Source organism: Ancylobacter sp. Lp-2, assembly GCF_020523795.1.
Lineage (GTDB): Bacteria > Pseudomonadota > Alphaproteobacteria > Rhizobiales > Xanthobacteraceae > Ancylobacter.
In genome coordinates this window covers 1-22080 of record NZ_JAJALI010000003.1, presented here as the reverse complement: position 1 = coordinate 22080, position 22080 = coordinate 1, and the positions used below count along the sequence as shown (strand labels likewise).

General features: G+C 66.0%; 18 protein-coding genes and 1 pseudogene. 9 read left to right on the top strand and 10 right to left on the bottom strand.

Annotated features, from left to right (window positions below):
* Window positions 1-6: 6 nt before the first annotated feature.
* The 7 genes from LGR54_RS08440 to LGR54_RS08410 all read left to right on the top strand — a co-directional run bounded on the left by LGR54_RS08440 (window position 7) and on the right by LGR54_RS08410 (window position 7523).
* The gene (locus LGR54_RS08440) at window positions 7-468 is read left to right on the top strand and encodes a tripartite tricarboxylate transporter TctB family protein (RefSeq protein ID WP_230361530.1); all 462 of its coding nucleotides are present in this window, start codon (window positions 7-9) and stop codon (window positions 466-468) included.
* Window positions 468-1961, top strand: a complete 1494-nt coding sequence (locus LGR54_RS08435; protein ID WP_230361529.1) for a tripartite tricarboxylate transporter permease — start codon at window positions 468-470, stop codon at window positions 1959-1961. Before LGR54_RS08440 ends, LGR54_RS08435 begins: the two co-directional genes overlap by 1 nt.
* A gap of 38 nt (window positions 1962-1999) precedes the next feature.
* On the top strand, window positions 2000-2959 hold the full coding sequence (locus LGR54_RS08430; RefSeq protein ID WP_230361528.1) for a tripartite tricarboxylate transporter substrate binding protein: 960 nt from the start codon (window positions 2000-2002) through the stop codon (window positions 2957-2959).
* A gap of 283 nt (window positions 2960-3242) precedes the next feature.
* Complete coding sequence (locus tag LGR54_RS08425) at window positions 3243-4340, top strand: ABC transporter ATP-binding protein (protein WP_230361527.1); 1098 nt, start codon at window positions 3243-3245, stop codon at window positions 4338-4340.
* A 52-nt stretch (window positions 4341-4392) separates the two neighbouring features.
* Window positions 4393-5448 carry an ABC transporter substrate-binding protein gene (locus LGR54_RS08420; RefSeq protein ID WP_230361526.1) on the top strand — a complete coding sequence of 352 codons (1056 nt, stop codon included), beginning with the start codon at window positions 4393-4395 and terminating at the stop codon, window positions 5446-5448.
* 25 nt (window positions 5449-5473) lie between these two features.
* Window positions 5474-6718 (top strand): ABC transporter permease, encoded by a 1245-nt coding sequence (locus LGR54_RS08415; protein WP_230361525.1) that lies wholly within the window; start codon window positions 5474-5476, stop codon window positions 6716-6718.
* Between the two features lie 4 nt (window positions 6719-6722).
* On the top strand, window positions 6723-7523 hold the full coding sequence (locus tag LGR54_RS08410) for an ABC transporter permease (protein ID WP_230361524.1): 801 nt from the start codon (window positions 6723-6725) through the stop codon (window positions 7521-7523).
* A 639-nt stretch (window positions 7524-8162) separates the two neighbouring features.
* Here LGR54_RS08410 and LGR54_RS26005 read toward each other — a convergent pair.
* Both LGR54_RS26005 and LGR54_RS08405 read right to left on the bottom strand, forming a co-directional pair.
* Window positions 8163-8420, bottom strand: a pseudogene (locus LGR54_RS26005) (EamA family transporter); the annotation flags it as partial.
* 248 nt (window positions 8421-8668) lie between these two features.
* Complete coding sequence (locus LGR54_RS08405) at window positions 8669-8908, bottom strand: ferritin-like domain-containing protein (protein WP_230361523.1); 240 nt, start codon at window positions 8906-8908, stop codon at window positions 8669-8671.
* A gap of 422 nt (window positions 8909-9330) precedes the next feature.
* On the opposite strand from LGR54_RS08405, the gene LGR54_RS08400 reads away from it, so the two are divergent.
* Window positions 9331-10647 (top strand): carbohydrate porin, encoded by a 1317-nt coding sequence (locus LGR54_RS08400; protein WP_230361522.1) that lies wholly within the window; start codon window positions 9331-9333, stop codon window positions 10645-10647.
* A gap of 22 nt (window positions 10648-10669) precedes the next feature.
* Here the strand turns inward: LGR54_RS08400 and LGR54_RS08395 are convergent, their stop codons facing one another.
* The 8 genes from LGR54_RS08395 to LGR54_RS08360 form a co-directional block, all read right to left on the bottom strand.
* On the bottom strand, window positions 10670-12367 hold the full coding sequence (locus LGR54_RS08395; RefSeq protein ID WP_230361521.1) for a cyclic peptide export ABC transporter: 1698 nt from the start codon (window positions 12365-12367) through the stop codon (window positions 10670-10672).
* Window positions 12364-14361, bottom strand: coding sequence for a Fe(3+)-hydroxamate ABC transporter permease FhuB (fhuB, locus tag LGR54_RS08390; protein WP_230361520.1), 1998 nt, complete (start codon window positions 14359-14361; stop codon window positions 12364-12366). Before fhuB ends, LGR54_RS08395 begins: the two co-directional genes overlap by 4 nt.
* On the bottom strand, window positions 14354-15256 hold the full coding sequence (locus tag LGR54_RS08385; RefSeq protein WP_230361519.1) for an ABC transporter substrate-binding protein: 903 nt from the start codon (window positions 15254-15256) through the stop codon (window positions 14354-14356). The genes fhuB and LGR54_RS08385 overlap by 8 nt, the downstream gene beginning before the upstream one ends.
* 30 nt (window positions 15257-15286) lie before the next feature.
* Window positions 15287-17704, bottom strand: a complete 2418-nt coding sequence (locus LGR54_RS08380) for a TonB-dependent receptor (RefSeq protein ID WP_230361518.1) — start codon at window positions 17702-17704, stop codon at window positions 15287-15289.
* Window positions 17705-17846: 142 nt separating this feature from the next.
* Complete coding sequence (locus tag LGR54_RS08375; RefSeq protein WP_230361517.1) at window positions 17847-18797, bottom strand: FecR family protein; 951 nt, start codon at window positions 18795-18797, stop codon at window positions 17847-17849.
* A 61-nt stretch (window positions 18798-18858) separates the two neighbouring features.
* Window positions 18859-19365 (bottom strand): RNA polymerase sigma factor, encoded by a 507-nt coding sequence (locus tag LGR54_RS08370; protein WP_230361516.1) that lies wholly within the window; start codon window positions 19363-19365, stop codon window positions 18859-18861.
* Window positions 19366-20315: 950 nt separating this feature from the next.
* A complete protein-coding gene (locus LGR54_RS08365) occupies window positions 20316-20834 on the bottom strand; it encodes a Spy/CpxP family protein refolding chaperone (RefSeq protein ID WP_230361515.1) in 519 nt (172 codons plus the stop codon).
* Between the two features lie 24 nt (window positions 20835-20858).
* Window positions 20859-21140, bottom strand: coding sequence for a GCG_CRPN prefix-to-repeats domain-containing protein (locus LGR54_RS08360; protein WP_370638183.1), 282 nt, complete (start codon window positions 21138-21140; stop codon window positions 20859-20861).
* Between the two features lie 551 nt (window positions 21141-21691).
* Between LGR54_RS08360 and LGR54_RS08355 the strand changes: the two genes are divergently transcribed.
* Window positions 21692-22080 (top strand): POTRA domain-containing protein (locus tag LGR54_RS08355; RefSeq protein WP_304512000.1); only part of this gene is annotated, 389 nt, incomplete at its 3' end.

Genomic DNA, 22080 nt, shown 5'->3' with positions numbered 1-22080 from the left:
TTCCACATGTCGCTCGTCGCTGGTCCGCTGCGCAACCCGAGGCCCGTGATCGTCGGCGCGATCTTCGCGGCGAGCGGTACGGCTTTTCTTGTCACCGCCCAAGGCTATGAGGGGGGATCGGCCCTTCAAATGGGGCCGGGCTACTTTCCCTCGCTCGTCGCCGTGCTGCTCGTGCTCATCGGCCTCGTAAATATCGGGTCGGCTTTTCGTGCGAGCGAGCGCGAGGGACTGCGTCATATCGCCTGGCGGCCGCTTCTGGTGATTGCGGCCGCCGTGCTGGTCTTCTCGGTGCTTGTCACCGCGGCCGGGCTGATTGCGGCCATTGCCGGCCTGGTGGTGGTGAGCCTGTTTGCCACCGGTATTCCATCCCTGCGCGAGACGCTGCTGCTGATCGTGGTGGTGGAGATCATCTGCCTGTCGATTTTCCATTTCCTTCTCGGGCTTCAGGTCCCGCTGGTCGTATCGTGATGGATGCCCTCCACTCGCTGGCACTGGGCTTCCAGGTCGCCTCGTCGCCGCTCAACCTGTTCTATTGCCTGATCGGCGTCTCGCTCGGCACGCTGATCGGCATATTGCCTGGCGTCGGGCCACTGCTGACCATCGCCATGCTCATTCCGCTGACCTTCGGCATGCCGCCGGAAAGCAGCGTGATCATGCTAGCCGGCATCTATTATGGTGCGTCCTATGGCGGCTCGACCGCCGCCATTCTCGTCAATCTTCCCGGTGAGCCGTCGTCGGTCGTGACCTGCATCGACGGCCACCAGATGGCGCGACAGGGGCGGGGAGGGGTGGCGCTGGCCATCGCGGCCATCGGCTCCTTCGTCGCCGGCAGCATCGGCACGGCGCTCATCGTGCTGTGCGCGCCGATCCTGCAACAATGGGTGATCAACTTCTCGCCGGCGGACTATGCCTCGCTCATCTTCATGGCACTAATAGCGACCGCCACGCTGGTGCAGGGATCGGTTCTCAACGGCATCGGCATGGCGCTGCTGGGCGTGCTGATCGGCCTTGTCGGCATGGACCCGATGACAGGGGCGAGCCGCTTCACCTTCGGCTCGCTCGATTTGATGGAAGGCATCGATTTCGTGGTGGTCGCCATCGGCGTCTTCGCCGTTGCCGAGATCGTGCAGACGCTCGACGAGAAGGAGAGCCGCCCGGGTGAGGTGGCCGCGACGGGCAGCATCTGGCCAAGCCTCGCCGACCTCAAGGCCTCCTGTCTTCCCATCCTGCGCGGCACCGGCATCGGCGCGCTGTTCGGCGTATTGCCGGGCACCGGTCCGACGATCAGCTCGATCGCCGCCTATTTCTTCGAGCGCCGCATCGCCCGCGATCCCTCTCGTTTCGGGCATGGCGCCATCGAAGGCGTCGCCGCGGCGGAATCCGCGAACAACGCCGCGGCGCAGACCGGCTTCATCCCCACCATGACGATGGGCATTCCCGGCAGTGCCACCATGGCCATGCTGCTCGGGGCGCTGATGATGAACGGCGTCAATCCGGGGCCGAACATGATCGCCCAGCGTCCGGAACTGTTCTGGGGGCTGATCGCCAGCATGTGGATCGGCAATCTCATGCTGCTGATCCTCAACCTGCCATTGATCGGCATGTGGGTGAAGATCCTCCGCGTGCCGTATCGCTGGCTGTTCCCGGCGATCCTCGTCTTCTCGGCGCTCGGACTCTACAGCCTCAACCTGCGGGCCTTCGACCTGTATCTCATGCTCGGCTTCGGCGTGGGCGGCTATCTGCTGGCGCGGCTGCGCTGCGAGCCGGTGCCGTTCATCATCGGCATCATTCTCGGGCCGATGCTCGAAGAGCATTTCCGTCGCGCGATGGTGATTTCCCAGGGCGACCCGAGCGTCTTCGTCACCAGTTGGCTCAGCCTGCTCTTCCTCGTCCTGTCGGTTCTCATCGTCCTGCTGATGACGCCGCGCAAGCGCCTGCGTGCCGAGGCCGCAGCCGCCTGAGCTTTCCCCCCGATTCCACCCGCAACAACGAGAAATCCATGTTTCCGCGACATCTGGTGCTGGCGACCCTGGCAGCCTCCGCCTTTCTCATCGGCGCCGTGCACGCGGCCGACTATCCCTCCCGTCCGGTGCAGTACATCGTCCCCTTCGGCGCCGGCGGCGCGGCAGAGCTCGCCTCGCGGGTGGTGACGGAAGGCTTCACGGAGGCGCTCGGCCAACCCTTCGTCGTCGAGAACCGTCCCGGTGCCAACGGCATCATCGGCACCGTGCAGGGGGCGAAGGCCGCGCCGGATGGCTACACGCTGCTGCAGGCGAACGGCGCCACCTTCTCGGTCAATCCGCTGCTCTACAAGGCGGCGACCTATGATCCGGCCAAGGACTTCACCCCGATCGGTCTCGTCGCCCGCCAGCCCTATGTCATCGCCGTCAGCGCCGGATTGCCGGTCCACACGCTGGACGAGCTCATCGCCCTCGCCAAGGAGAAGGGCGGCAGGCTGACCTATGCCACCGGCTCGACCAGCCACCAGCTCGCGGGCGAGCTTTTCCAGAAGGAAGCCGGCATCAAGCTGACCCACGTGCCGTACAACGCCACCAATCTCGCCTTGCCGGACGTCATCTCCGGCCGGGTCGATCTGATCGTCACCGCCGCCTATACGGCGGTGCCGCATCTCGGCAAGATCCGCCCGATCGCCGCGACCAGCGCGGAACGGGCCAAATTGCTGCCGGATGTGCCCACGTTCAAGGAGCTGGGCTACCCCAACTTCGTGGTCGAAGGCTGGTTCGGCGTGTCTGCACCGGCCGGTCTGCCGCCGGAGGTCGTGAAGACCCTCAATACCGCGCTCAACAAGCATCTGGCTCAGGCAAAGGTGCGGGAGGCCTTCGACAATGCGGGCTTCGAGGTGACGCCCTCCACGCCGGAGGAGTTCGGCAGCTTTATCAAGCAGGAGCTGGAGACGGGTCGCAACGTCGTGCAGGCGGCCGGCATAGAGCCGCGCTGATCCTCTCCGCGCCCGCGCCCGGGACGACCGGTATCGTTCATGGGCTGCGCCGGATCTGGCAATCGGCGTCCAAACGTCGATGTTGCTCCATTGGGCCCAGATTCGGCGCTTCCATGCGGGGGGCCTGTTGTGTCGCGCTTTCGAGGCCGCCGGAAACCCCGCTCGGCCCCGTCGCCCCGGGCTGCCGATTCCATCCGGGGAAGCCGGCCAAAAAGGACTGCCCAGCGGTGCTCACTTCCGCTACCGTGGCCGGTGAACGAGATCGCAAGATCGGCGGGAGTGCATGACCGCGACGCAAGACGCCTTCGTTACCTTCGAGAAGGTCCGCAAGACCTATGACGGGCGCACGCTCGTCGTCTCGGACCTCGACCTCAACATTGCCAAGGGCGAGTTCCTCACCATGCTCGGCCCCTCCGGCTCGGGCAAGACCACCTGCCTGATGATGCTGGCCGGCTTCGAGCACCCGACCTCCGGCCGCATCACTCTCGGCGGTCGGCCGATCGACGGGGTGCCCCCGCACAAGCGCGACATCGGCGTGGTTTTCCAGAACTACGCGCTGTTCCCGCACATGACGGTGCTGGAGAATGTCGCCTTTCCGCTCAGCGTGCGGCAGGTCTCCGCAGCAGACGCCGACCGGCGGGCGCGGGCGGCGCTCGGCATGGTGCATCTCGCCCATCTCGCCGACCGCAAGCCGGGCCAGCTCTCGGGCGGACAGCAGCAGCGCGTGGCGCTCGCCCGCGCGCTGGTGTTCGAGCCGGTGCTCATCCTCATGGATGAGCCGCTCGGCGCCCTCGACAAGCAGCTGCGCGAAGCCATGCAGTACGAGATCAAGCACCTGCACGAGCGCCTTGGCGTGACCATCGTCTATGTCACCCATGACCAGGGCGAGGCGCTGACCATGTCCGACCGGGTGGCGGTGTTCAACGAGGGGCGCATCCAGCAGCTCTCGACGCCCAAGGAGCTCTATGAGCGTCCGCAGAACGCCTTCGTCGCCAGCTTCATCGGCGAGAACAACGCCATAGGCGGCACGCTGAAAAGCCTGTCGGGCGGCATCTGCGAGATCGAGACCGCCGGCGGCACACTGCGCTGCGAGGCGATCGGCGAGCAGGGGGTGGGCGCACGCAAGCTCGTCTCCATCCGTCCTGAGCGGGTGCGGATCGTCGAGGGCGACGCGGCTTACCCGAATGTGATGCCGGCCCGCGTGGAGGAGGTGATCTATCATGGCGATCATCTCCGGCTCCGGCTGTCGACCATGAATGCCAGCGACTTCATCGCCAAGGTGCCGAACGCCGAAGGCGGCCGAAGTTTCGCCGCCGGCCAGGAACTGCGGATCGGCTTCAACGCCGCCGATTGCCTGGCGCTCGACGCGCCCAAGCGCTGAACGACCAACGGAAGCGCTGTTCGCCCTTCCGAGAACAAGAGAGGGAACGACGATGACCAAGACGATGGGACGACTGATCCTTGCCGCCGGCCTCAGCGTCGGCCTCACCATGGCGGCCGGCGCGGCAATGGCGCGCGACCTCACCGTGGTGGGCTGGGGCGGTACCGCCCAGGCGGCGCAGGACAAGGCGATGTTCCAGCCCTATGTGAAGGACACCGGCAACAAGCTGGTGCAGGACAGCTGGAACGGCGGCATCGGCGTGCTGCGTACCAAGGCGCAGGGCGATTCCACCTGGGACGTGGTGCAGGTCGAGGCGGACGAACTCGTGCTCGGCTGCGAGGAAGGCATCTATGCCAAGCTCGACTGGTCGAAGCTCGGTGGCCAGGAGCAGTATCTTCCCGGCATGACCAATGAATGCGGTACCGGCACTTTCGTCTGGTCGACCGCGCTCGCCTATGACAAGGCGAAGCTTGGCGAGAACGGCCCGAAGAGCTGGGCGGATTTCTTCGATACCAAGAAGTTCCCCGGCAAGCGCTCGCTGCGCCGTGGCCCGCGCCAGTCGCTGGAATTCGCGCTGTTGGCCGACGGCGTGCCGGCGGGCGACATCTACAAGCTGCTGGCGACCAAGGAAGGCGTCGACCGGGCGTTCAAGAAGCTGGACACCATCAAGAAGGACATCGTCTGGTGGGAGGCCGGCTCGCAGCCGGTGCAACTGCTGCAGTCCGGCGAAGTGGTGATGACCAGCGTCTATAACGGGCGCATCTTCGCCGTGAACAATGCCGACAAGACCAACTTCGCCCTCGCTTGGTCGGCCGGCTTCATCTACCAGGTCGACAGCTGGGCGATCCTTGCCAATTCGCCGAACAAGGATCAGGCTGAGGGCTTCCTGAAGTTCATCCAGACCTCGGCGCGCCAGCAGGACGTGGCCAACGTGCTCGCTTATGGCCCGACGCTGAAGGATTCGACCAGCCAGATCGCGCCGAATGTGCTCCCCTACCTGCCGACCGCGCCGGGCGTGATCGAGCAGGGCTTTGCCTTCGACACCACCTTCTGGGTCGACAACATCGAAGCGCTGAACGAGCGGTTCAACGCCTGGGCGGCGCAGTGAGCCGATCGGCGGGGTCGAAGTCGGGATGACCACGATGGCGGCGGACGAAACCCGGGATCTGCGTGCCGCTTTGCGGCGCACGGAGCGTCGGCGCACGTTGCGCGGGCTGGGGCTTACCCTGCCGCTCATCCTCTTCACGCTCGTCTTCTTCCTGCTGCCCATCGCCGGCATGCTGGTGAAGAGCGTGCAGAACGGCCCGATGCCGGACATCCTGCCTCAGACCTCCGCGCTGCTGCAGCCCTGGCGCGCAAGCGACGCCCGCGATCTTCCCGACGAGGCGGCGTTCGCCGCTCTCGCCGGGGAGCTGCGCGCCGCTTCGCAGAACCGCACCTTGCCGGAGCTCGCCACCCGGCTGAACTTCGAGAATGCCGGCTATCGTTCGCTACTGATGGCCACAGCCCGCCGGCTGCCCGAAGCACCGGCCGGCAGCTGGCGCGATACGCTGGTCGGCCTCAACCCGCAGTGGGGAGAGCTCGCCATCTGGGCGGCGCTGGGGCGCGCCTCGACACGGCTGACCGACGGCTATCTGCTCGCCGCCCTCGACCACCGGCGCGACGATAACGACCATATACAGGCCACCGACCCGAACCGGGCGGTCTATGTCGCCTCGCTGCTGCGTACGCTGGAGATCAGCGCCATCGTCACGCTGATCTGCCTGGTGCTGGCCTATCCGCTGGCCTACCGGTTGGCGACGCTGCCCGAATCCACCGCCAACCTCATGATGATCCTCGTCCTGCTGCCGTTCTGGACCTCGCTCCTGGTGCGCACCGCAAGCTGGCTGGTGATCCTGCAGCGCGAAGGGCCGATCAACCAGACACTGCAATGGCTCGGGTTGATCGACCAGCCGCTGGAGCTGGTGTTCAACCGGCCGGGGGTGATCATCGCCATGACGCATGTGCTGCTGCCCTTCATGGTGCTGCCGATCTATTCGGTGATGAAGGGCATTCCGTCCAACTATATGCGGGCGGCGACCTCGCTCGGCGCGCCCTTCCTGACCGCCTTCCGACGGGTCTATTTCCCGCTGTCGCTGCCGGGCGTCACCGCCGGCTGCCTGCTCGTCTTCATCCTGGCCATCGGCTACTACATCACGCCGCTGCTGATCGGCGGAGCCAACGATCAGATGGTCTCGTCGCTGATCGCCTTCCTCACCTTGCAGACGCTGAACTGGGGGCTGGCGGCGGCGCTCGGTGCGGTGCTGCTGGTGATCACCGTCGCGCTCTACTTCGTCTATACGCGTGTCGTCGGCACCGACGGCATGAAGCTCGGGTGACGCCATGGGAGAGCGCATCCGCGGCATCGTCCTCTGGAGCGTGAGCATCGCGGTGCTCGCCTTTCTCGTATTGCCGCTTTTGGTGATCGTGCCGATCTCCTTCTCCTCGGCGAGCTTTCTCAGCCTGCCGATCCCCGGCGTGTCGCTGCAATGGTACGAGACGCTGTTGACCAGCCCCGCCTGGGGACGGGCGATACTGAACAGCCTCATCGTCGGCGTCATCGCCACCTCGATCGCGGTGGTGCTCGGCACGCTGGCGGCGGTCGGGCTGCACCGCAGCGCGTTCCGTGGCAAGGCGTTGCTGATGGGCGTGCTGATCTCGCCGATGATCGTGCCGATCGTCATCGTCGCGCTGGGCAGCTACTTCTTCTACGCTCCGCTCGGCCTGTCGAGCTCGTTGCTCGGCCTTGGGCTCGCCCATGCGGCGCTTGGTGCGCCCTTCGTGCTGATCACGGTCGGCGCCACGCTGACGGGCTTCGACGCCAATCTGGCGCGGGCGGCGGCGAGCCTCGGGGCCCCGCCGCTCACCGTGTTTCGCCGCGTGACGCTGCCGGTCATCGCGCCGGGCGTCATCTCCGGCGCGCTGTTCGCGTTCGTCACCTCCTTCGACGAAGTGGTGGTGGCGCTGTTTCTCACCGGCCCGTTGCAGCGCACCCTGCCGCGCCAGATGTTCGACGGCATCCGTGAAAACATCAGCCCGACCATCCTTGCCGCCGCGACGCTGCTGATTGTGTTCGCGGTGGCGCTGCTGCTGACCGCCGAGTTGCTCCGACGGCGGAGCGAGCGGCTGCGGGGCATCACCTAGGCGGAGCCGTTGCATCGGTCCTCGGGTTGCCTCGATCCGGGCCTGTGCGCGGCCATCTGCCCCGCCGATGCCGCCCGCTGGGGCGTCAGTCGACGAGCGCCACTGCGTTGCGCCGACCCTGCCAGCTCTCCCGTGCGGACGTGATGGCGAGCGTCGCGCCGACGACCACCAGCGCGGCGCCGATGAGGAGCGGCGTGCCCGGGACGCCCCGAGGAAAACCCAGTCGAACAGCATCGAGAACAGTACGGCCATGTACATGAAGGGGCCGATCAGTTCCGCATTCGGCAGTAGCCGGTAGGCGCGGTCGGTGAGGAGCTGGTCGACGATGGCGACGACCGCCATGGCGACGAAGGCGACGAGCGCGACGGTAACCAATCGCTCGCCGCTCATATCCGGCGCGGCATGGGCCGGGTGCGTCTCTCCCGGATTGAGGATCGCGTAGGCCGCGAGCGGGAGCGACAGGAGCGCTGCGAGACCGAACGTCTGGATAAAGGTCGTCCGTGCGCTCTGATCGTAGGTGCGGGCGATCTTGTAGAGCAGCAGCTTCGAGATCGTCGCGGCCACGCCGGAAGCCAGGGGGGCGATCGTGGCGAAGCTTAGGGACAGCGAGGCCCCCTCCCATGGCTGCAGGACGACGAGCAGGCCGGCGAAGCCGAAGAGGAGGCCGACGATGGTCAGCCGGCCCATCCTCTCGCCGAGCAACACCCACGCCAGCAGCGGAAAGAGCAGCGGCGAGATGTGGTGCAGCAGGACCACCTTGGCGAGCTGGCCTTCGAAAAGGGCGAGCACGTGCAGGATTTGCCCTCCTGCCACACAGCAGGCGCGGATGAAGGCCAAGCGCAGCGAGGGCTGCCAGGACCCCCGTCCAGACCGATCGGTCGGCGATGACGGAAACAATCAGCACCGGCAGCACGATATGGGCGCTTGCGACCACCGCCGGAGGCACGAACCGGGTGTAGGCGGTGAGAATTGCTAGCAAGGCCGCGCAGGCCGAGGCGATCAGCATGAACAGGATGCCGCGCCAGAGGCTGCGGCCTTGCGCGCTCTTCATATCCCTCAACCCGCCGGTTCCTCGCGTGCGAGTTCTGCCAGGGTTCGCATCGCCCGCAAATCAGCTCGCTCGTCTTGTTGGCATTCTCTTCCAGTCACCCTAGTCGGTGGCCAACGGGTCGGTGCAGGCTGATTTCAGCGCCGAGGTCGTCAAGGAAGCCGAAGAATTTGAGCATGTGGCTCAGTTCTTCCTTGGCATGACCGAGAAGGAATTTCGTCGCTCCCTCGAACGCGTTTGCCGAAGACCGTGCGGCGGCCTGGGTGTAGATGTGATGAGCCTCCATCTCGCCGTTGAGCAGCTCGTTGAGCTTGGCCTTCAGCTTGTCGCTGACCATTGCGTTCCTCATGACCCAGTATTCGATCCCGCCTGGGATCGAAGGATGCATCGTATGATTGCAGAGCGGGTGGGTCGCGCAGCAAGGGTTGTTTGCGGCAGGCAACAGCATAGAAGCATGGTCAAGACATAAAATCAAATAATAACCTACGATCTGTTCGTTATATGAATTGTAATAATTACATTGTTCGAAATATTAGACTTGATTGTTGTCAATTTTATTGCCGATGTCTCATTTTAACATGAGATTTATATTCTCGCATCGGCGAGGCGGCGTGTGCGGACGATCCCTGCGATGCTATGAGACGGTACGCATCCCGTATTGGAAGGCAGGTCATGGTGCTTCGATCTCGGCGAGGCTTTCGGTCGCAAGGGCTGGGTGCGCGCATTGTCGACGGACTGATCGGTGTGTCCGGCGCTGCCGTGGTGCTGATCGCCTTCGCCCTGGGTGGCCCGGTTGCAGGTCTGGCGGCAGATGCGGCGGGAGGGAGCTACTGGGATGACATCCTCACGCGTTCAACGCTCACCGGCGATTGGGGTGGCGCGAGGAAGACGCTCGAGGAGAGGGGCGTGACGATCACTCTGACCCAGACCAGCGATTTTCTTGGCAATCCTTCAGGGGGCATCCGGCAGGGCGCCGCCTATGACGGCGTTTTCATGCCGGAGCTCGATGTCGACCTCGAAAAGCTCATGGGCTGGAAGGGCGGCAGCTTCCATGTCGCGGCCTATGCCATACAGGGGCACGGATTGTCGCAATACGACATCGGCAATCTGCTCACCGTGACCTCGGTCGAGGCGTCGGACGGCGGCTATCTTGGCGAACTGTGGTTCCAGCAGAGCCTGCTGGACGACGCACTGGCCGTGAAAGTCGGACGCATCCTTGCGGATCAGAACTTCGTCATCAGCGAGACCGCCGGCGTGTTCGTGAATTCGACCTTCGGCTTTCCCGGCAGTTTCGCGGTGGACATGCCCGGAGGTGGGCCCGCCTATCCCAATGCCATCCCCGGCGTCCAGATCATCGTCAAGCCGGACACCGCCTGGACGATGCAGGCGGCGATCTTCGAGGGCGATCCCGACGCGAAGACCTTTTCCGCCAGCGGTGTGTTCGCCATCGCCGAACTTACCTATGCCTACACGCCGGGCAAGAACCGCCATGCGCTTGCAGGAACCTACAAGATCGGCGCCTGGTACAATTCGGAAAGCTTCGACGATCTCGCGATGGCCAGCAACGGCGTGTCGCTCGCGAGCCCGCTATCTTCGGGAACGCCGATGAGCGAGGAGGGCAACTACGCCTTCTATGTTGTGGTCGATCAGTCTCTCTGGTCGGAGCCGGGTGCGGACGGTCAGGGGCTCTCGGGCTTCGCGCGGGCAACCGTGACTCCCCAGGCAGACCGCAACCAGATCAACTGGTACGTGGATTTCGGCCTCGCCTATACCGGGCTGTTGCCCGGTCGGGACAGCGACATTCTCGGCGTTGGCTTCGCCTACGCGCATGTGAGTGGCAGCGTTGCGGATCTCGCGAGGGCGACCGACGCCTATTCCGGCGTGGTCGGCCCCGTGCCCGACTATGAGGCGGTGCTGGAGGTCACCTATCAGGCGGCGGTCATGCCCTGGCTGTCGGTGCAGCCCTTCTTCCAGTACATCTTCCATCCGGGCGGCCATGCCGCCGATCCCGATAATCCGGTGTCCGCCATCAAGAACGCCAGTGTGATCGGCCTGCGCATGGCGGTGACGTTGTGATCTTCATGCGGGCGCGAGACGGTTACAGGCACCGTTGGCGGACAGCCGTGTCATCCATGGGCGGCATTTGCGGGAGATGTCGAGGATCGATGATCTCGACAATCCCGCCATTTTCCATGCGGATCACGTGATCGGCGTACTGAAAATATCTGTCGTCGTGGCTGATAACGATCAGCGTTTTTCCCTGGGCCTTCAGTTCGGCAAGGATCTCCGCATAGAAGATCCGGCGAAAGGCCGGATCCTGGTCGGCGGCCCATTCGTCGAAGACGACGACCGGGCGCTCTTCCAGATAGGCCTGGATCAGCGCCAGCCGTTTGCGCTGACCGGTGGACAGGTCCGTCGTGGTGAAGCGGCCGTCATGGACGGCCACTTTGTCGGCCAGTTCCAATCGCTGGAGATGGCGATCCACCTCCCCGGGCGGTACGGTTCGCGGCGAGAGGTCCTCGAACAGGAAATAATCGACGAATACCGGGGTGAAGAACTGCCGATAGGCATCGCGCGTCGCTGATGTGACGGCAACTCCATTGACCCGGATGGTCCCGGCATGCGGCTCGTAGAGGCCGAGCAGCAGCTTGACCAGCGTGGTCTTGCCCGAGCCATTGTCCCCCACGATGAAAACCACGTCGCCGGCACGGATCGTCAGATCCAGCGGGCCGACCGCAAAGGCCGGGACTTCATCCGCCAAGGGCCGGAAGGCATAGGTGACGCCGTGCAGTTCGATCCGGCGCGGTGCCGGGACGGGAGGGATGCCGCCCGTGAGCAGCCCGCCTTCCGCATCGGTGAAGGCCTCCCGGAGGGCCGCGAGCTTGTGCAGCGCCACCTGGGCCTGCCCGATCGCCGGCAAGGCGCCGACCAGTTGCTGCAAGGGGCCCTTTATATAGAGCAGCACCAGCACGAAGCCGGACAGCGTCTCGGCCGGCATGGGGAAGCCAGCCTGCAGGGTAAGCAGCAGGCCGATGACCAGGAAGAACAGTCCCGAGCCGAGGGCATTGGCGGACATGTAGATGCGCATGGCCTGGACGCGCAGATCGCGGATGCGGTCGATCGTCCCCGCCAGCCGCACATCGCGCATATGGAGGCGGCGTCCGCGATGAATACGCAGTTCCTTCGCCCCCTCGGAGATCGCCCGATAGTGCTGCTGGAGTTCGTCCTGCAGTTCGCGCGCGGCTTCGAAACCGGCCCGGCCCCGCCCGCGCGCCCGGGCATGCAGCGCGATGCCGCTCGCCAGCGCGCCGCCGGCGATCAGGGCCGTGGCCGGCGATAGGACGACGAGATAGCAAAGGCCGCCCACCGTGATCGCCAGCGCGATCGCAAGGCTGGAGAAGGCGAAGGTGAAGCCGCTGACCACTTCGACGTCGTGATTGAGCGTCGCGACCAGTCGATGGGAGCGGAAGCGTTCGATCTGCGCGATCGGTGCCGTCAGGATGCGGTCGGTCAGGTCCTTGCGCAGCCCGGCGACCACCTGCTGGCCGACGAAGCTGTTGCCGAGATCGGAGACGACCTCCCCGAGCACCGCCACCAGGCACAGGCCGGCGAAGGCGGTCAGCAGCGACGGTGTCGCCCCTTCCGGCGCGTGCAAGGCATCGTTGATGGTCGCCAGCAACCATGCCGTGGCAAGACCGCTGGCAAGGCCGGCGAGCGTGGCCCCCACCGCGATCGGCCAGAACGGTCGCAGCAGCCGGACGACCTCGCTGATCAGCCGGCGATCCGAGACCATCATCGACGCATCCACAACAGGAGGAGGAAAAGCGGCGCTCCAAGCACGGCACTGACGAGGCCGGCCGGAATCTGCCAGGGAAACAGGAGCGTGCGCCCGAGCCAGTCGGCCATCACCAGCAGGCCGCCGCCGATGACCGCCGATCCGGCGAGATGGACGAGCGGGCGCTGCAGGCCGGCGAGCCGCGCCATTTGCGGTGCCATCAGGCCGACGAAGCTCAACGGGCCGACGATCAGCGTCGCCGTGCCTGCCGCCGCCGCCGCGATGGCGAGCAGCGTCAGCCGGCTCGACGTCACGCCGAGCCCCAGCGCGTGCGCCACACCACCGAGCGGCAGCAGATCGAGCCATCGCACGGTCAGGCTGGCTGCCGCGAACAAGGCGACCGCGAGCAGAAGCACGATCTGAGCGTCCACCACCGTCACCCGATAGGTGGAGCCGGACATCCAGGCGAGCAGCGCCGCCGCGCGGGGATCGCCGCTCGTCAGCACCAGCGCCGCGACGCTGTTGAACAGCGTCGCGAGCGACATTCCGGTCAGCAGCAGGCGGTTGGACGCGAAGCCGGAACGCCAGTTGAAGGCGACGACCAGAGCCAGGCTGCCTACCGCTCCGAGAAAGGCGGCCGGCACCAGGGTGACGCGATCGAAGCCCGGAACGATGAACAGCAGGGCGATGACGCCGAGCGCGGCACCGGAGGAGACGCCGAGCACTTCTGGACTTGCCATCACATTGCCGGTCATCCTCTGCATCAGCGCCCCGGCGATGGCCAGCAGCACGCCGGCTCCCAGCGCCGCCAGCACACGCGGCGCGCGCCAGGGCAGGATCTCACCGGCGCTGCTCCAGCCGATGAACCCCCATCCCGTCATTCCCTTCCCGAATCCGAGGGCGAGTAAGCCGCAAAGCGAAACGCCGGCAACCAGCAGGATGATGACGAGACGCGGCCGGTGCGTCCGCCAGTCGACCGGCGCGTTGAAGGATCGATGGGGGGCCGTCGCCTCGCGCCGGCGCAGGATGATCCAGAGCAGCAGCGGTGCGCCGAGCAGCGCCGCCGCGCTTCCGGTCGGCATGGTCCCGCGAAACGCTCCCGACGACTGTACGGCTTCGTCCACCAACCAGAGCAGCACGGCGCCGATGAGGGACGCCCAGATCATCCGCCTGCCGAGCGTGCGCGCGCCGAGCAGGCGGGCGAGATGGGGAGCCGCGAGGCCGATGAAGCCGATCACGCCCACCGCACTTACCGCGACGGCGCCGAGCGAGATCGCCACGCCGCCCGCGACCAGCCGGACACGCCAGGGAAGGATGCCGACGGCGCGCGCATGCGGGTCGCCCAACTGCAGGCTCGCCAAGGGGCGCCGGATGACGGCGCCGAGCACCGCCGCCAGCGCGAGCCAGGGCGTCAGGGTCGTGACGTTGCCCCAGCCATTCTGCGCGAGCGAGCCGCTCTGCCAGACGAAGAGCGCGGTGAGGGTTTCATGGTTCAGGATGGCGAGGCTCGCACCCAGCGCGCCGCACAGCAGGTTCAGGGTGAGACCTGCGAGGATGACGGTCACCGGCGCGAAGCCGGCCCCGCGGGCGATGGCGAGCACCAGCATCCCGGCGATCGCGGCCCCACCCAGCGCCACCCACTGCTGGCCATGGGCGAGCAGTACCGGCGCGTAGATCTCTGCGGTCGCCAGCGCGAGGTACGCCCCAGACGCGGTGCCGAGCGTTGTCGTGTCGGCCATCGGGTTGTGCAGCGCGCTTTGGAGCAGGGTGCCGGCCAGAGCCAGCAGGGCACCGACGAGCCCGCAGACGACGAGCCGCGGGACCGCCGTCTCGGCGAAGACCAGCATCGACACATTGTCACCGGGATCGCTGAGGGCCTGCCACCACAGATGGACTGGCAGGATAGCGGAGAGGTGATGGAAACTCAGTGCGCCTGCCGCCAGTGCGCCCCCAAGCACGAGGGCGGGCAACATGGGGAAGCCGCGTGGTGTCGGATCGGCGATGGTGTCAGCCATCGAGCCTGCGGCCTGGCTCGCCCCCGAGGGCGGCATCGATGACATGGAGGGTCCGCAGGACGGAAGGCAGGCCGCCTAGGGCATAGAAGGGTGGAATGGCACGGGTTCGCCGCTGTTTCACCATCGGCAACTCCCGCCAGAGGGTGCTGCCCGCGAGTGCCCGTTCGGCACGCCGCGTGCGCGCGCCCTGGTCGAGATAGAGCAGGATGGCGTCCGGGCTCTCGGCCAGCTGGGCCAGATCGACCAATGCGTTTCCGAAGGCGGATGTCGGGCGCTTCAACGCATTGCGAAGCCCGAGGCGCAGCATCAACGCATGCACCCAGCTGCCCTGCCCGTAGAGGAAGAGCTGAGTCCCGTTCTCGTGCAGCACGCCGATATAGACCGGCCGTGTGATGCCGGAGGCGAGCCGGCCGGCGGAACCGGCGAGCGCGACATCGAAGGCGTCGAGATAGACACGTGCCTGGGATTGCCGGCCGGTCGTCGCGCCGATCCGCACCAGCGCCTCGCGGGCATTGTCCAGCGCGTCGCCGCGACCGTCGATGATCGCCACTTTCTCCACCGGCGCGATGCGTTCGAGCAGCGGCGTCAGGCCGATCTGCCAGTTGGAGATGAAGATGCGCTCGGGAGCCAGCGCGGCGAGAAGCTCAAGATTGGGTTCGGCCCGCGAGCCGAGATCGGTCACGGTCGCCGGCAGTGCGAGTTGGGGAAGCCAGCGGCGGTAGAGGGCGGTTTCGGCCACCGCGACCGGGATGATGTCGAGCGCCAGCAGGCATTCGGCCGCGGCCCAATCCGCCGACGCGATGCGCGGCGCGCCAGCGGACTGGGCTGGTGACCGGAGTACGCAGGACAGGGCGGCGCCGGCGAGGAAGCGCCGACGATCCATCCGCCAGGGCATGCGCGCGTGCATCCGCGGGAGGGCCATGCGTCAGAAATTGAAGGTGGTCGACAGCAGGAAAGTGCGCGGCGCGCCGCGAGCGAGACCGAAGGAGGACGAGGCCGCCGCCCAGTAACTCTCGTCGAAAGCGTTCTCCAGCATGGCGCGGACCGTCACCGGCTTGCCATTGGCGCCCTCGAAGGTGTAGCGCCCGCCGAGGTCGACGCGGGTCCAGTCGGGGATACTCTGGATGTTGTCGACGCTGGCATATTGCGAGGAGGTGTAGATCACCCGGCCGGTCAGCGTCAGCCCGTCGATGAAGGGGGTGTCCCATTCCGCCCCGAGATTGAGCTGTACGTCGGGCACGCCGACGGCGGCCTTGCCGTCATAGGTGCCGTTGGCGGTCTTGGTCTGCACGCCGTCCATGAAGGCCACGCCGCCCAGCAGCCGCAGTGCCGGCGTGATCTCGCCGAACACGTTGATCTCGACGCCGCGGTTTCGGGTCTCGCCGTCAATGCCGTAGACGTTGCTCGCCGCGTCGAGAACGCCACTCGGCTGCTCGATCTGGAAGACGCTCACCGTGGTGGTGATCTGGCCGAAATCGACCTTTACGCCGGCCTCCATCTGCTTCGACTTGATGGGCGCGAAGGCCTGTCCGACATTGACCGAGCCGGCCGGCGCCACCGGTCCCTGGCTCAGCCCCTCGATGTAGTTGGCGTAGAGCGAGGTGTTCTGCCACGGCTTCAGCACGATGCCGACCGCCGGCGTGACGGCGCTCTCCTCATAGTCGGCGGTTTGCAGCCCGGTCGCCGCGCTCCAGCCCTGCTGCTCCACATTCTGGTAGCGGGCGCCGAGGATGAGCTGCACGCGGTCGTCGAACGCATACAGGCTGTCGGCTACGGCGAAGCTGGTCAGGGTCGAGGCGCTGGTCTTGGGCGCGCTGGTCGCGTAGCCGCTGAGATTGGGCTCGGCGACGGAGCTGGGCGCATAGATGTTCGACGAATAGGTCGCGACCACCGGAGCCACCACGCCCATCTCGTTGTGCAGGCCGCTGGCGCTGACGTTCAGCTCGTGGCGGATCGGACCGGTGTCGAATTTCGTCCGCACGCCGGCCTCGCCGGTGAGCGTGTCGACATAGTTCGGCTGCAGATAGACATTGGCGGCGAAGTCGCCTTTCGGATTGGTCAGGTAGATGAAATTGTAGAGGCCGAGGAAGTCGTTGCGCCGGGCGCCGACCGTGGCATAGGCGGTGACGTTGTCGGTGATGTCGACTTCGCCGCGCACGATGCCGAGCAGGTCTTCGCCATCGGCATAGAACCAGTCCTGGCCGAGATTGGCGGAGGCGTCCGGCGCCGCAGGCACCGGGACTGCGCCCGCCCGTAGATAGACCGGCCGGGCCGGGTTGTCGGCATAGTTCTTCTGGTAGATCAGGTCGGCCGAGAGCCGCACGCGCTCGCCGCGATAATCGAGCCCCAGAGCTGCCTCGCCGAGTTCGTTCGACTGGCCGTCGACCGGTGCGTCGCCATTGGTGTAGGCGCCGTTGATGCGCACGCCGAGCTGCTTCTCGTCGCCGAAGCGGCGGGATACGTCGATCTTGCCGCCGAACTGGCTGTCGGAGATGTAGCCCAGGGTGAACTGCGTCAGCGGGTCGTCGCTGGCCCGCTTGGTGGTGAGGTTGATGGTGCCGCCTATGCTGCCCTGCGGCGGCATGCCGGTCAGCATCGAGCCCGGCCCCTTCAGGATTTCCAGCCGTTCCACCCAGGCCGTCCCGGCCATCTGGTAGGGCACGAGGCCGTAGAGCCCGTTGATGGAAATGTCGGCATTGGCGAGCGGAAAGCCGCGGATGAAGAACTGGTTGGAATAGCTGCCATCCGCCCAGGTGGTGCGCACCGAGGGGTCGTTCTTCGTCACATCGGCGACGCTGCGCGACTGCTGGTCCTCGATGGTCTTGGAGGTGTAGGTGACGACGTTGAACGGGGTGTCCATGACGTCGCGATTGCCGAGTATGCCCAGCTGGCCGGCCACGGCGACCTGTCCGCCGGCATAGGGCGGGGGAAGTTCGCCCTGGCCGTCGACCGTGATGGTGTCGAGGGCGATGCCGGCTGCTGCGGCCCCGCTCGCATCGCTGCCCTCGGGCGCCGAGGGATCGAAGATCCGCACCGTGGTCGCACCGGTGAAGCTGTAGTTCAGCCCGGTGCCTTCCAGCAGGCGCGCCAGCGCCTGCTCCGGTGTCAACTGGCCGCTTACCCCCGCTGTCCGCCGGCCGACCGTGAGGGTGCTCGGATAAAGCAGACGGAGATTAGCCTGGCGCCCAAGGCTGAGCAGGCCGGCCTCCAGCGGACCGGCGGGAACGGACACCGTCGCCATGGCGGCAGCCGTTGCGGGTGTGGCGCTCTGCGCCTGCAAGGCCGACAGGCAAGCCAGCCATGACACGCCGGCCAATCCCGCACCCATGAGCGTGCGCTGCACGCCCCTCACCAATTCCCCCCGCATGTCGACCCCTGCCAGACCCGTTGCACAACGAACGCCGCCACCCGTCGGCGCCCTCCTGATGAGCTAGAGTCGAAACGGGGGATGCCTCCTGACGTCGCCTCGCGAAAAAAAATCTTGCTCAGCGGGAGCGCACCATCACGATCATCCCGGTGAGGTGGGTGATCGCGACCGGCAGGCTGGTTTCGAGGACATGCAGCGCCTCGTCGGTGTCGTGGAGGTCGAAGATGCCGGAAACCTTCAGGCTGGCGGCGGCGTCATCGAGAACGACGATGCGGCCATGACGGTAGCGCTCGAGGATTTCCAGCACGTCGCGCAGCGGCTGGCCGGAGAAAACCAGCTTGCCGTCACGCCAGGCGGAGCGGCCGGACACGTCGCCGGTTTCCACATCCAGCTTGCCGTCCCGGGTAAGGCGCGCCATCTCGCCGGGCCCGAGCACGACCCGCGCATGAGCGGATGCGACCTCGACCCGGCCTTCCTCAACCTGCGCGGCGCCACCGAAGCTCTCGTCCCGCCGGACGCCATAGCGGGTGCCTAGCGCAGTGGCGCTAAGGCTGCCGTCGTCGACGACGAACGGGCGCGCCGGATTGTGGGTCACCTCGAAGAAAGCTTCGCCGCGCAGCAATTCGATGCGCCGCTCGGTCGCCGAATAGAGCACGCGCACCGCGCTATCGGTGTTGAGATCGATGCGTGTGCCGTCGTCGAGGGTAAAGTGAGCTACCTCTCCCACGGAGGTGTAATGATCGGCCCGCAACCGGTCGACGACGCCCATCTGGTAGAGGATGGTCGCCAGCGTGGCGATCAGCGCCAGCGCGACGATGTTGCCGATGATTGCCGCGCGCGGCCGGCGGAGTTTCTTCAGCCGGTCCGACGGGACCGGCACCGCCTGAAGCTCGCCCCAGAGAAGACGCAACTCCTCGAAGGCGGCTTGATTGGCCGGGTCGCGCTTCAACCAGTCCTGGAAACCGCGCTGATCCTCCTCGGTGGCATCGCGCGATTGCAGGCGCGCCACCCAGCCGGCCGCCTCTTCCACCCGGTGATCGTCTTCACTCGCTCCGATCTGCCCTGTCATCGACGGTCTCGCGCGGCTCTCACTCAGTTAGAGTCGACCGGAGCTTATGACCTGACGTCGCTCACGAGAAAATCTCGGCGCGAACCTTCCGGCAATGCAGCAGGGCACGGATGATATGTTTCTCCACCATGTTGCGTGAGATGCCCAGAAGCTCGGCGATCTCGCCATTGGCGAGACCGTGCAGGCGGCTGAGGATGAACACTTGCTGGCAGCGGTTCGGCAACTGCTCGATCGCCTTGGCCATCAGCAGCAGCTGCTGCCGGCCGAGGAGGATGCGCTCCTGTCCCGGCGTGTCGTCGGCCGCCGTCGCGGCGGCGTCCTCTGACACGAAGAGCGAGGCTTCCGCCGACCGGCGGGCCGACGCGGTGCGCGCCACCGACTTCGCCACCTGGAAGAGATAGGCCTGCGGATTCTCGATGATGGTGGTCGGGGGAACATCCAGCATCCGCAGGAAGGTCTCCTGCGTCGCGTCGGCGGCATCCTCGCGATTGCGCAGCCGGCGTTGGAAAAACCGTCGCAGCCGGCCTTCCTCCGCCAGATGCAGCTTGTGCAAGGAGATGGTGCTCATTCGCCGGCGCGCTCGCCCCTATGGACAACGACATTCGGTCCATATGTAGCGCGGCTATGAATAATTGTGCAAATTCAATAGTTTAGATGATATCTAAAGTGGGCGTGCGCAGCTTCCGCTCCGGCCCGGCAGGTGCGTGTCTCTGTGCTGCGGCTCGACGATGCTGGCTCGGGCCGCAGTTCTGCCTCCGTTCATGCGCCCTGGATCGTGTGCGGAAGAGAAGGCCTCGGCACAGCCATTCTTGGTCGGGCGGACCAACAGTTGCGATCGAAGCGCTCTCTCCCGTTGCTGCCGGAGAGAGGTGAAGGGGCGAGCTGGTTGCGGTCGCGGCCACAAGATCCCGGCTGATAGGGAGGCGGCGGCGGATGAGCGAGCGCGGCTTTGCCGCCACCGGCCACGGCGCGTGCAGCCTCTGGGATGCTGCGCGGCAACCCTTCACCGGGCGTAGGTGTGGCTCCTGATGACAGGCAAGGCGGTAGCTGGGACGCCGGTGCTGGAGTCTTGGGTACGGCGTCCCAGCCAAACCCGATGAGGTTGCGCTCTCATCAGGCTGGTGTAGGTTACCGCGACCTGGCCGGAAGTAGTGTTACGAGTTATTGGGGTCGCGTTTCCTTGTATGTCCGAAGCTATCGGCGGCACGGGCTTGTCGGATCTTCCGTATGCGTAAGCATTGTATGGAACGCAGGTTCTGCCTGTTCCCCCATAATCTGCGGTCTCCGGCGATCCGTGGGGCGTATCAATGTTGTTCTGTGTGGCGAGGCGGCTTGGTCCTCGAAATAGGACCGCTTGAGTGACTATTCCGATTTACCTGTCTGGCCGATAGCCTCTTACTTGACCAAAGAGGCGCTTGCAGGTCCGATCATGCAAGGCCGGGGGCAGGGGATGCCGCCGGCCTCTAGGGAAGGTTCTGGGGGCAGGGCGCGGGTCGGGCCGGGGCTCGACCCTTGGCTTCACTCCTGCTCGTCCTCGAAGATCCACAGCTCCAGTGTCGGCTGCGGCTGGCCGGCGCGGTCGGACATGCCGAGGAAGCCCGGCACGCGGCGCTTCTGCTCCGGCGTCAGCGCGGCCACCAGGGGCTTGGCGGCGGCGATCACCGTCTTGAGGTCCTGCGCCCGCGCCGCTTCGGCGTCGGCGAGACGCTCCAGCACCACGAGGAAGTCGGTCGCCGGCTCGGCGGTGGCGCGCGCGGCGGCGCGGGCGGCGCCGTTCTTCGCCGCCTGGCGGATGGCGGCCTCCACCGGGTCCCAGAGCCTGGCCTGGTCGGGGGTGAGGCCGATCACCGTCTTCAATGCGATCAGCCGGGCGTCGAGCACCGCCTGGGCATCGGCCTCGGTATAGAGGTCGACCACCGGCGGCGGCGCGTCGGCGGCCGGGGTGGTCTGCGCCAGGACGGGGCCGGCCAGCAGGGCGGTGACGGCGAGGGCGGCCATCGGGGCGAGGCCGGAAAGGCGGGCAAGGATACGTGTCATGATGGGTCTCCGCTCAGGCCGGGTTCACTGCCAGCCGCCATCGGGCAGGCGGCCATGGTAGGGCGTGTCGCGGCAGTGGCCCCAGGGTCCGCGCCACCAGCCGGGAGGGCAGCCATTGCCGTAATAGACCGGGGCGCCGGGGGGCACCGCATAGCCGCCGCCGGGCAGCGGGCCGGTATAGGGCGTGTCGCGGCAGCCGCCCCACGGGCCGCGCCAGGCGCCGGGGCCGCAGCCCTGGGCGACCTTGGTGACGAGGGCGTCGGGGGCGGGCAGCGTCGCGGCGATCGGGGCGGCCGAGGCCGGCATGGCGAGGAAGGCGGCGGCGGCGAGCACGGCGGAGGCGATCAGGCGGGAGGCAACAGGCCGGGAAGTACGGTGGGCCGGCGCGGGGGCGGCGGCGTTTGGATGCGGCGTCATCGGCTTCTCCATCAGGCGCAAATCAGGCGGCGCCATCGATGCATATCGAGGCGCTCAGGACAATCTCGCCCAAGTGAAAGAGCTTGCGATGCGTCAATAATTACAAGATGCACACACTCAGAAACAATCAGAAATACTATGAAACTCGACATATACATTTCAAATACATAGATGTTTGGTGTGCCGAGTCATTCGTCACATAGCGCGACTAAAATCGGGGTCGAGTGTTCTGCGTGGCACAACCGTCGAACTGCTCGGCCCACCCTTTTCTGTCGCATGTCCAATATGGTCGTCGTCCATGTTGGTGCGGCTATGTGTGTGTATTTGATCATGTAGAGCATAGGTAATCGATAGTAATTTATCGCATTTACGAGCTCTTATTGTGGTTGATGAGCGTGATCCCTTCGATCTTGAATAAAGCTGTCGTCGCCCTGGTCCTCATGTCCATCATTGCCGTATGGGATGCCCAATCGGCACAATTGAGCGCCGGCAATGCGGCGACCTCATCAGCGAATTCGATCATTGTCGAGGGCAACCGCCGCGTAGATGCGGAGACGGTGCGTTCGTATTTCGGGACGCCGCCGCTGACGCCGGCGAAGATCGACGAGGGCCTGAAGGCGCTGTACGCGACGGGCCTGTTCTCGGATGTGCGGATCTCCAACCGCGGCGGTCGCCTGGTGGTGAGCGTCGAGGAGAACGAGGTCATCAACCGCGTCGCCTTCGAGGGCAACAAGAAGGTGAAGGACGAGCAACTCGCCGGCGAGGTGCAGTCCAAGGCGCGGGCGCCGTTCTCCAAGACCACGGTGCAGGCCGACACCCAGCGCATCAT